We start from the raw sequence: 10,422 nt of genomic DNA, 5'->3' as shown, positions 1-10,422 counted from the left end.
TTAGCCCGCAGAGTTATATAGTTTTACTGCGGGACTACTTTAACCGCTTAAAAATATTATCAAATTTCAAATTCAGCATATTTTGTTAAAATTCTTCCTTTTTTAAGGTTGCAATATGAATACAATGAAAATCAAAGCCGTTTTTTTGCTGCTTGCGTTAGCTCTAGCGGCTTATTTTGCGTCAAATTTGGATTTTGTTAAGACGTTTCAGCTAAGTCCGCTTATTATAGCTATTTTGCTTGGTATGATTATCGGAAATAGCTTCAAATCGGCCGTTACTATACTTAAAGATAGCGGAATTTTAACCATAGCTACAAAGCAAATTTTAAGACTTGGTATCATACTTTTTGGATTTAGATTAACGCTTCAAGATATCTATGAGGTTGGATTTTTGGGTGTTTTGATAGCTTTTATAGTGGTTTTTTCGACATTTTTTTTAGGTATTTTTCTTGGGCGAGCTATGGGCATAGAATCTAAAAGCGCTACGCTTATAAGCTCTGGCGCTTCTATTTGCGGAGCTGCGGCGGTTCTTGCAACTCAAAGCGTAGTCAAGGCAGATGGCGATCGCGTGGCAGTTGCGGTTAGTACGGTTGTGCTTTTTGGAACTATCGGGATGTTTGTCTATCCTATTTTATTTAGAAGTGAAATTTTAGGCTTTGATGCAGCGACCATGGGGCTTTTTACGGGTTCTACGCTTCACGAGGTCGCTCACGTGATAGGAGCAGCGGCCGGTATAGGTGAAAACGCAGGCGCAGGCGCTGTGATCATGAAGATGTTAAGAGTGCTTATGCTCGTTCCGTTTTTACTAATGCTTGGAATTTTTAGCTTTAGACAAAGCGGAGAAAAGGGCTCTGGTATAAAAAATTTCGTGCCTTATTTTGCGCTTTGGTTTTTGGCGGCCGTTTTTGCGGGCTCTTTGCCTATTTTCCCAAAGCAAATTTTGCCTACTATAAACTTCATTGACACTATTTTGCTCTGTATCGCTATGGGTGCGCTTGGAACGACTATCAGAAAAGACGTGCTTTTAAATGCGGGCAAAAAGCCGTTTATTTTAGCCTTTTTGCTATTTGTGTGGCTTTTTATAAGCGGATTTTTTATGGTTAAATTTTGGCTTTGATATAGTCGTTTATCTGTCATTTAGCAGCTGTTTTGTAAAATACCCAAATTCAAAACAAGGATGAAATTTGAGAAAAATAGCGCTATTTTTAATGCTTTGTCTAGCCTTATTTGCTTCACAAGATTATGCTAAACTTGAGAGAAAATGCGATAAAAACGATGCTAAAGCTTGTTTGAAGCTTGCTTTAAATTTAGAGATGAACGAAATAAACGAAGAGAGGATTTTAACGCTTCTTAAGAAGTCTTGCGCGCTTGATAATGCGCAGGGCTGTTCGTATGCGGGGGTTGTGTATTCTTTAAAATCAACACCCGATCACGCCAAAGCAAGCTTTTATATGCACAAGGCTTGCGATATGAATTTAGGTGACGGGTGTTGGAATTTGGGGTATTTGTACTCTTACGGGCTTGGCGTTAAGAAGGACGAAAGCAGAGCTTTTGAGCTTTATAAGAGATCTTGCGAGCTACGATACGGCGTGGGATGCGAAGCTTTAGCTCTTGCGTATAAAGATAAAAAAGACGAGGCTAATTATTTTAAATACCTAAATTTAGCTTGCCAAAACGGACATGTAGATAGCTGCTCAAATATAGGCTATATGTACGAGCGAGGAAGCGGTGCTCAGTTTAATCTGCTTGAGGCGATGAAATTTTACGATATGGCTTGCAAGGGCGAAGATCAGCTTGCTTGCTACGCGCTTGGGTATATCTACGAAAAAGGAGCCGAGGGTATAGTAGCCAAGCCTAAAGAGGCGCTAAGGCTTTATGAAAGAGCGTGCGAGCTTGGCGAGAAGCATTCTTGCGATGAGGCTAAAAGACTAAAAGATAGCCGAATAAAATAATTTGTCGTAGCGATTTTGACTTGAAATTTTATATCTTATCGCTATGAGATCTGTAAATTTAACGAAGTTGAGGTGATAAATGAGATGGCAAGGCAGAAGACGAAGTTCAAATATCGAAGATAGAAGGGCAAGCGGTGGCGGCGTATCCATGGGGGCTCTTTTGCCGCTTGTTAGGTTTTTGCTCGGTTCAAATATCGGGCGGGTTGTTCTTGCTATCGGTGTCGTGGCTTACTTCATAGGATTTAATCCGCTAGCCTTGCTTGAGCCAAGCGGAGCTTCCGTAAGCAAGAGCTTAAATGATCCAAATGAGAGTCAAAAGGTAGAATTTGTCTCTGCCGTTTTAGCCGAAACTGAGAGTGTGTGGAGTAAAATCTTTAGCGAGCATGGAGCAAGATACAAAGAGCCAAGCCTTGTTATTTTTAGAAATTCCGTTTCTAGCAAATGCGGTTTTGCAAGCTCACAAGTTGGTCCGTTTTATTGTCCTGCCGATGAGAAGGTCTATCTTGATCTTAGCTTTTTTGACGAACTTGCTAGCAAGCATAAGGCCGGCGGCGATTTCGCTCAGGCTTATGTCATAGCTCATGAAATAGGTCATCACGTCCAAAACATCACGGGCACGCTTGGTAAAATTCACAACCTAAAAGCAAAAAGCAAGGATTTAAGCAAGCAAAATGCGCTTCAGGTCAAAGTTGAGCTTCAAGCGGATTGTTATGCCGGAATTTGGACTCATTATATGCAAAAGTATCAAATTTTAGATGACGGCGATATAGAAGAGGCGCTAAATGCCGCAAGCGCAATAGGCGATGATACTCTTCAGAAAAAATACCAAGGGCACGTAGTTCCTGATTCATTTACGCACGGAAGCTCAAAACAAAGAATGCAGTGGTTTAAGAAAGGCTTTGAAGGTGGCAAGTTAAGCTTTTGTTCGTTTGAGATTTAGTTTTCAAATGCGAACTTGCTTTTCTTTTCTTCGCAAGACTCTTGGATAAGTAAATTTTTGATATTTGCAAGCTCGCTTTCCAACTGCTTTTTATCGAATTTAAAGCTTATATTATAGATCCAGTCGCGTCTTTGTCTATTTTTAAAATCGCAAAGCGTGACGCTATCTTCTTCAAATTTAAGCTTAGCTTCCAGATACCAGCACTCATACGTGCCGCACGGACAGCCTAGCAACACTACTTTCTCATCTAAATTTGCGTTAAGAAATAGCCTTTGAAAGTCGTATTTATGAAGATAAGAGTATCCGCCTGCTAAATTTTCATATCCTTCTCTGTTGGCAAATGGAATTTCATAGTTTTTTATTGTTTCAAGAAGATGTTTTTTGTTGATTAGAATTGATACAACGTCATTTTGAACTCCTAAAGTAAAGTCAAATTTATCCAACTTAAACTCTATCGTGTCCATTTTATCTTACTTTATCTCCTAAATTTATTATCTCTGAAATAATACCAAAAAAATAAAGATATGAAGAAGAAAAACAAGATATTTGGGGTTAAAATTGATTTAGGAGGCAAAATAAAGACGAAATTTAGCTTGTCCCACTCATCAAGCTCTAAGACTTTGCTTGCTTGTGGCGTTATAATGTGAGAAAATATTAAAATTCCAAGACAAAACAGATATTCTTTTAAATTCCTATTTTTGTTAAGCCAAATTTTAATACAAATAATGATCGCGATAACGAGCAAGAAAACTCTTGCAAAGTAAAGCATATTAAGAAAAGATATCATGCTTTGCGTTTTGATAAAAAGAAAATCAAGCTTTTCCAAAATTCGCTTCTTTTATCTATTTTACCTGCACGGCGATCAGGCAAAAGCTAAATTTCAAAGCCGTGCAAGATTGACAGAACTAAATTTATCTACTCTCTTTGCTCTTTTAGCTTTGCTAAAAACTCTTCTATATTGTATTTTGCTCGGTGCTCAGGACTTAAAAGATGCACTAAGATATCGCCAAGATCGATTACAACCCAATCAGGAGAGCTTTCAATGCCCAAAAATTCTTCTCCAAAAGGCTTAAGCCCTATTTTAAGATCGTCCGTTAAGGCATAAGCGTGCCTTTCGCCCATCGTCGTTGCGATAACTACGAATTTAACGAAATAATCACGATCTCTCATATCAAAAACTTCTATCGCCTCAGCCTTTTTCTCATCTAGTATTTTTACTATTTTGTCGATTCTTTCTTGCATTTTAATCCTTGGTAAAATTTTATAACTTCATCTTTGATTTTTTCAGGCAGCCCCTCTTGTGCCAGATCTGCTCGTATCTGCGAAGAGGAGATATCAACGTGCATATTCATCTTGTGAAGTATCTTTGGAATTTCGATCTTATCGCGCTGGGCGATAACAAATTCCACTAGCTCTTTAAGCCTATCTATATCGTGCCATTTGTGTAAATTTTCAAGGTGATCAGCACCTATAAGCAGATAAAATTTCTTGATATCATAAATTTCATAAAGATGTAAAACACTTTCTATCGTAGGCACGGGGCGGTTTTGATCTATCTCGAATTTGCTTATCTCAACGCCTTTTAAATCACCCCAAATTTCACTGATCCACTTGAATCTAAGCTCGGGCGGAGCGGAAAATTCACTCTTAAAAGGGCTTATGTATGTAGGCATAATGATAAGTTTATCTATATCAAGACTCTTTAAAGCACTCTTTACTATCGTATCGTGCCCCAAATGCGGCGGATCAAAGCTTCCGCCGAAAAATGCCAACTTCATCTTGCGCCTTAACCTCTTAAATTTAAAAGCAAAGCTTATCAAAAATGAGGTAAAAACGAGTTGAAAGATGAGCCTTAAGCAAAAATTCCCGTGATAAAGCAGGGTTAAAGTTCTTTATGTGTAAAATTTTGGCAAATTTATACTAAGGAACACATATGGTTAAAATTGCGATCAACGGTTTTGGAAGAATCGGAAGGTGTGCCGCTCGCATAATCTTACAGCGCGATGATGTGGAACTAGTCGCTATAAACGACACGGCAAAAAGAGATATGACAAGATATCTGCTTAAATACGACACCGTGCATGGGGAATTTAAGCAAGATGTAAAAGTGCTTAGTGATGATTATATCGAAGTAAACGGTAAAAAAATTAGAGTTTTTTCAACAAGAGACGCAAACGAGCTTGATTTTGCAGGTTGTGGGGCCGATGTGGTTCTTGAATGTACGGGAGCTTATCTAACTACCGAAAAATGCGAACCTTATCTTAAAAACGGCATTAAAAAAGTTATCATGAGTGCACCAGCTAAGGATGATACGCCTACATACGTTATAGGCGTAAATGAAAGCGAATACAAAGGCGAAGCCGTCATCTCAAACGCAAGCTGCACGACAAACTGCCTTGGACCTGTCGCAAAAGTGCTTGATGACGTATTTGGCATCAAAAAGGGTCTTATGACTACAATTCACGCCTACACCCACGGGCAAAGCTTGGTTGATGTAAAAGCAAAAGATTTTAGACGCTCTCGCGCTGCGGCTTTAAATATCGGACCTACTACAACCGGAGCCGCAAAAGCCATAAGCAAAGTGCTTCCTCAGCTTAAAGGCAAGATGCACGGACAAAGCGTTCGCGTACCTGTTGCTAACGTGTCTATGGTTGATTTAACCGTGGTTTTGGATAAAGAAGTAAGCGTAGAAGATCTAAATAACGCCTTTAGAAACGCCGCAAATGGCGCTATGAAAGGAATTTTACTCGTAGATGACGATCAGAGAGTATCAAGCGACTTTATGACTTCAAGCTATAGCTCTATCGTTGCAAGTGATATTACGCAAGTTATTTGCGGTGATATGGTAAAGGTTATGGCTTGGTATGACAACGAGTGGGGCTACTCCGAGCGCCTTGTGGATATGGCTGTTCATGCTATGAAAAAGGCTTAAAGATGAGCGATATATTATCGATAAACGATCTTGAGCTTAACGGTAAAAAAGTCTTTATAAGGTGCGATTTTAACGTGCCTATGGATGAATTTTTAAATATAACCGATGATAGGAGAATTCGCTCCGCAATTCCTACTATAAGATACTGCCTTGATCACGGATGTGCCGTAGTTTTAGCAAGCCATCTCGGTCGCCCAAAGAACGGCTTTGAAGAGAAATTTTCGCTTAAAAATGTAGCTAAAAGGCTTTCTCGTCTTCTTGATAGGGATGTGAAATTTGCAAGTGATGTGATAGGTGAAGACGCTAAAAGCAAGGCTGCAAATTTAAAAAGCGGTGAAATTTTGATGCTTGAAAATTTGCGCTTTGAAAAAGGTGAAACTAAAAACGACGAAACTCTTGCCGGTGAGCTTGCAAAATTTGGTGAATTTTACGTAAATGACGCATTTGGCGTATGTCACAGAGCTCATGCTTCTGTTGAAGCGATAACTAAATTTTATGACGATAACCACAAGGCTGCGGGATTTTTACTGCAAAAAGAGATAAATTTCGCTCAAAATTTGATAAAACATCCTTCGCGTCCGTTTGTCGCTGTCGTGGGCGGCTCAAAAGTAAGCGGCAAGCTTCAAGCGCTTCATAATCTACTTCCGCGTGTGGATAAGCTAATAATCGGCGGCGGAATGGCTTTTACTTTCTTAAAAGCTCTTGGCGAAAATATTGGAAATTCGCTTCTTGAAGAGGATCTCATAGAGGACGCAAAAGAAATTTTAAAAAAAGGCAAAGAGCTTGGAGTTAAAATTTACTTGCCTGTTGATGTAGTGGCGGCTCAGACATTTTCACAAGACAGTGCCGTCAAATACGTGCCTGCTCAAGAAATTCCAAGCGGCTGGATGGGGCTTGATATAGGACCTGCCTCAACGAGGCTTTTTAAAGAGGTGTTAGCCGATGCTCAAACTATCTGGTGGAACGGCCCTATGGGTGTTTTTGAGATGGATAAATTTAGCAAGGGAAGTATCAAGATGAGCCACGCGATCGTAGAGACTCATGCCACTACGGTTGTAGGGGGAGGAGATACTGCCGATGTGGTCGAGCGTGCGGGCAATGCCGATGAGATGACCTTTATCTCAACGGGTGGCGGAGCTAGCCTTGAGCTAATCGAAGGCAAAGAGCTTCCTGGCATAAAACCTCTTAGAAAGGCGCGTGAATCGTGAAATTCGCAGCAAATTTAAAATGCAATCACACAAGGGCTAGCTTTAAGCAGTATGCTCAAATTTTAGATGAAAATTTAAGCTCAAACGACGATGTGATAGTATTTGCGCCATTTACGGCTTTTGAGGGTGAAAAGCATAAATTTACTCTTGGTGCGCAAAATTTCTATCCGTGCGAAAACGGAGCATTTACGGGCGAGATCGGCAAGGCGATGCTTGATGAATTTGGCATTAATTGCGTTCTCATTGGACACTCTGAAAGGCGCGAGGTGCTTGGTGAGTGCGAAGAGATGCTAAAAGCGAAATTTGAATTTGCGGTAAAAAACGGCTGGCATATAGTTTATTGCATAGGCGAGAGCCTAGAGATAAACGAGGCGGGCGACACGAAAGAATTTCTAAAAAAACAGCTTGAAAATATCGATTTAGGCTACTTGAATTTGACTATAGCTTACGAGCCGATCTGGGCTATAGGCACGGGCAAGAGCGCTACAAACGAGCAGATAGCTGAAATTTTAGATTTCTTATCTACTTTAACGACTGCGCCTTTACTTTACGGCGGAAGCGTAAATGCTAAAAATATCGCCCAGATCGCACAAATCAAAAGTTGCAAAGGGGTTTTGGTAGGCACTGCAAGCTGGGATGCGCATAATTTTTTAAATTTAATAAAAGCTTTATCTCGCGAGTAAATTTAAATGAATTTGCCGAAATTTAGACCAACTTTGAGTGCGCTAAATTTAGCTTTAAAATATTCAAATTTATTTCGTGATGATTATAACTTGTTGGATAATGTTAAATTTTATAATTTAAATTTTTAAGGAGAACATAATGATAATGAAGGGCAAAAAAGGTCTTATAGTAGGCGTTGCAAACGCCAAATCAATCGCTCACGGAATCGCTGAAGCGTGTCACGCTCAAGGTGCGCAGCTTGCATTTACATACTTAAACGACGCTCTTAAAAAGCGCGTTGAGCCGATTGCCGAAGAACTTGGAAGCAAATTTGTCTATGAGCTTGACGTAAATAACGAGGAGCATTTAAATGGCTTAGCCCAGAAGATAAGAGCCGATCTTGGCGAGATAGATTTCGTCGTTCATGCCGTGGCTTTTGCTCCAAGAGAGGCGCTTGAAGGTGAGTTTATAAATACAAGCAAAGAGGCGTTTGATATCGCTATGGGAACTTCGGTTTATTCGCTTTTAAGCCTTACAAGAGCGGTTATGCCCGTGCTTAAAGAAGGTGGCTCAGTGCTTACTCTAACCTATCTTGGCGGACCTAAATTCGTGCCTCACTACAACGTGATGGGTGTGGCAAAAGCCGCACTTGAAAGCTCGGTAAGATACCTGGCGCATGATTTAGGAGCTAAAAATATCCGCGTAAATGCTATCAGCGCAGGACCTATCAAAACGTTAGCGGCAAGCGGTATAGGCGACTTTAAGATGATACTTAAATACAACGAATGCAACGCTCCGCTAAAGCGCAACGTTTCAACCGAAGATGTCGGCAAGAGCGCTATGTATCTGCTAAGCGACCTTGCAAGCGGTGTTACGGGCGAGATTCACTATGTGGATTGCGGATACAATATAATGGGCATGAGCGATATCGCAAAAGACGAAGAGGGAAATACTATCTTAGCTTGGGATGCGCATAAATAAAACTACTAGATAAAGCCTTTTGCAGGCTTTATCTTAAATTTATAAAGCTAACCCAACTTTGCTTTCATAAAATTTAAACTTTGCCACTCTTTTATCTTTTTTAGTATGTTTTGAAATATTTAATTTAGTTCTATGTTTTTATAAATTTACCGCTTGTTTTTGAAATTTGATTAAAAATATTAAAAAATTTCAGTGTATAAATTTAAGAAATACGAGAAATTTAAAATTTATGCCAATTGTATTTGCATCAAGTATTTTTAGGTTTATATGAAATTTAGTCCAAATGAGTAAAATTAATAAAAATTTTTAAGGAAAAACGATGGGTGATTTACCGCTTTTATTTACGACGTTTAAGATCGGTGATGTAGAGATAAAAAATCGCATGGTTATGCCGCCTATGTGCATGTACAAAGCAAAAGATGATAACGGAATGCCAAGGTGCTTTCACAAGCTTCACTATGCGGCGCGTTCGCTTGGCGGAGTAGGGCTTATCATCGTTGAGGCGACTGCTGTTGAACCAAGAGGAAGGATCACGCATAATGACCTTGGTCTGTGGAGCGATGAGCAGATAGAAGATCACGCAAAACTTGTTAAAGAGTGCGTCAAATACGGATCTAAAATGGCTATCCAGCTAGCTCACGCAGGCAGAAAGAGCGAGTGTAATAGCGAGCCGATCGCTCCAAGCGCGATTAAATTTAGTGACAGATATAAAACTCCAAAAGAGATGAGTTTGGGTGATATAAATTTGATTAAGACTAAATTTGTAGAAGCTGCCGCTAGAGCGCAAGAAGCGGGATATGAGATCATCGAAATTCACGCTGCGCATGGATATCTCATAAGTGAATTCTTATCGCCAAATATCAATAAAAGAAGCGATGATTACGGCGGAAACTTTGAAAACCGCACAAGGCTTTTAAGGGAAATTTTAACCGAAGTAAAAGAATCGGTTAGTATACCGGTAGGAGTTAGGATAAGCGCACATAGCTTCGTAAATGGTGACTGGAGTATAGAAGATAGCGTTACTTTGGCGCGCGCGCTTGAAAATTTGGGAGCGGCGTTTATGCATGTTTCTTCAGGCGGGTTTTTTAAAAAAGTTGATTTTATGCCTCGCCTTGTGCCGTTATATCAGTGCTCTTATTCAAAAGCCATTAAAAAAGCTGTAAATATACCTGTTATAGCCGTTGGACTCATAACTACCGCCAGTGAAGGCGAAGCCTTGCTTCTTGGCGAGGTTTGCGACGCAGTGGCTTACGGAAGAGAGCTGCTTAGAAATCCGAATTTTCCACAGCTTGCAATGAGCGAGCTAGGTGTAACAGACCTCGTAGAAAAGCCTTATAAAAGAGCATTTTGATAAATTTATCCGCTTGCATAGTTTAAGTGGATAAAATATATCTAATACTTAAGATACTTTTTAAAATTTTTAATAATAGAAATTATCATTTTAATTTACTTAAAGGCTAAATGCAATATAATAACGAAATCGGTTATTATATTTAAGGATACTTGATGAACCTTAGTCTTATAAGTTCAGGCAAAAAATGTAAAATAACAAAATTAAATGCCACGGGAAAGCTCTTGCAAAAGCTCTTGGATATGGGATTTGTGATTGGCGCTACTATAGAAGTCATAAGAGAAGCGCCGCTTTATGATCCTGTAGAGCTTAAAATTCATAATTACTTAATATCGCTTAGAAAAAGCGAAGCGGAGCTTATTGAGGTAGAAGAGCTCCTAAAAGAAAGCGCATAG

General features: G+C 39.6%; 13 protein-coding genes. 9 read left to right on the top strand and 4 right to left on the bottom strand.

From position 1 onward, the window contains the following. The first annotated feature begins 115 nt into the window (after window positions 1–115). The 3 genes from CDOM16188_RS05675 to CDOM16188_RS05665 all read left to right on the top strand — a co-directional run bounded on the left by CDOM16188_RS05675 (window position 116) and on the right by CDOM16188_RS05665 (window position 2,892). On the top strand, window positions 116–1,117 hold the full coding sequence (locus CDOM16188_RS05675) for a YeiH family protein (RefSeq protein ID WP_172200096.1): 1,002 nt from the start codon (window positions 116–118) through the stop codon (window positions 1,115–1,117). A gap of 67 nt (window positions 1,118–1,184) precedes the next feature. Then, entirely contained in the window at window positions 1,185–1,952 is a 768-nt protein-coding gene (locus tag CDOM16188_RS05670) for a tetratricopeptide repeat protein (RefSeq protein ID WP_172200093.1), read from the top strand. A 79-nt stretch (window positions 1,953–2,031) separates the two neighbouring features. Continuing rightward, window positions 2,032–2,892, top strand: coding sequence for a neutral zinc metallopeptidase (locus CDOM16188_RS05665; RefSeq protein ID WP_172200090.1), 861 nt, complete (start codon window positions 2,032–2,034; stop codon window positions 2,890–2,892). Here CDOM16188_RS05665 and CDOM16188_RS05660 read toward each other — a convergent pair. From CDOM16188_RS05660 to nadD, 4 genes are all read right to left on the bottom strand, one after another. After that, window positions 2,889–3,356, bottom strand: coding sequence for a hypothetical protein (locus tag CDOM16188_RS05660; RefSeq protein WP_172200088.1), 468 nt, complete (start codon window positions 3,354–3,356; stop codon window positions 2,889–2,891). The genes CDOM16188_RS05665 and CDOM16188_RS05660 overlap by 4 nt on opposite strands. Window positions 3,357–3,367: 11 nt before the next feature. After that, the gene (locus CDOM16188_RS05655; protein WP_172200085.1) at window positions 3,368–3,679 is read right to left on the bottom strand and encodes a hypothetical protein; all 312 of its coding nucleotides are present in this window, start codon (window positions 3,677–3,679) and stop codon (window positions 3,368–3,370) included. Window positions 3,680–3,807: 128 nt separating this feature from the next. After that, on the bottom strand, window positions 3,808–4,134 hold the full coding sequence (gene rsfS, locus CDOM16188_RS05650; protein WP_169939945.1) for a ribosome silencing factor: 327 nt from the start codon (window positions 4,132–4,134) through the stop codon (window positions 3,808–3,810). Further along, window positions 4,110–4,670 carry a nicotinate (nicotinamide) nucleotide adenylyltransferase gene (gene nadD / locus CDOM16188_RS05645; protein ID WP_172200082.1) on the bottom strand — a complete coding sequence of 187 codons (561 nt, stop codon included), beginning with the start codon at window positions 4,668–4,670 and terminating at the stop codon, window positions 4,110–4,112. Before nadD ends, rsfS begins: the two co-directional genes overlap by 25 nt. Window positions 4,671–4,825: 155 nt before the next feature. Here nadD and gap point away from each other — a divergent pair, with 155 nt between their 5' ends. From gap to CDOM16188_RS05615, 6 genes are all read left to right on the top strand, one after another. Beyond that, the gene (gene gap, locus CDOM16188_RS05640; RefSeq protein ID WP_172200079.1) at window positions 4,826–5,824 is read left to right on the top strand and encodes a type I glyceraldehyde-3-phosphate dehydrogenase; all 999 of its coding nucleotides are present in this window, start codon (window positions 4,826–4,828) and stop codon (window positions 5,822–5,824) included. A gap of 2 nt (window positions 5,825–5,826) precedes the next feature. Then, window positions 5,827–7,032 carry a phosphoglycerate kinase gene (pgk, locus tag CDOM16188_RS05635; RefSeq protein WP_172200076.1) on the top strand — a complete coding sequence of 402 codons (1,206 nt, stop codon included), beginning with the start codon at window positions 5,827–5,829 and terminating at the stop codon, window positions 7,030–7,032. Beyond that, window positions 7,029–7,715, top strand: coding sequence for a triose-phosphate isomerase (locus CDOM16188_RS05630; RefSeq protein ID WP_172200073.1), 687 nt, complete (start codon window positions 7,029–7,031; stop codon window positions 7,713–7,715). Before pgk ends, CDOM16188_RS05630 begins: the two co-directional genes overlap by 4 nt. 139 nt (window positions 7,716–7,854) lie before the next feature. Continuing rightward, a complete protein-coding gene (gene fabI, locus CDOM16188_RS05625) occupies window positions 7,855–8,676 on the top strand; it encodes an enoyl-ACP reductase FabI (protein ID WP_172200070.1) in 822 nt (273 codons plus the stop codon). Window positions 8,677–8,995: 319 nt separating this feature from the next. Continuing rightward, window positions 8,996–10,027, top strand: coding sequence for an NADH:flavin oxidoreductase/NADH oxidase (locus CDOM16188_RS05620; RefSeq protein ID WP_172200067.1), 1,032 nt, complete (start codon window positions 8,996–8,998; stop codon window positions 10,025–10,027). A gap of 155 nt (window positions 10,028–10,182) precedes the next feature. Next, window positions 10,183–10,422, top strand: a complete 240-nt coding sequence (locus CDOM16188_RS05615) for a FeoA family protein (protein ID WP_169939964.1) — start codon at window positions 10,183–10,185, stop codon at window positions 10,420–10,422.

It is taken from the genome of Campylobacter sp. RM16188 (assembly GCF_012978795.1).
GTDB classification, from domain to species: domain Bacteria; phylum Campylobacterota; class Campylobacteria; order Campylobacterales; family Campylobacteraceae; genus Campylobacter_A; species Campylobacter_A canis.
Note: the sequence above shows the minus strand (reverse complement) of the source record. Positions and strands in the feature narration are given on the sequence as shown.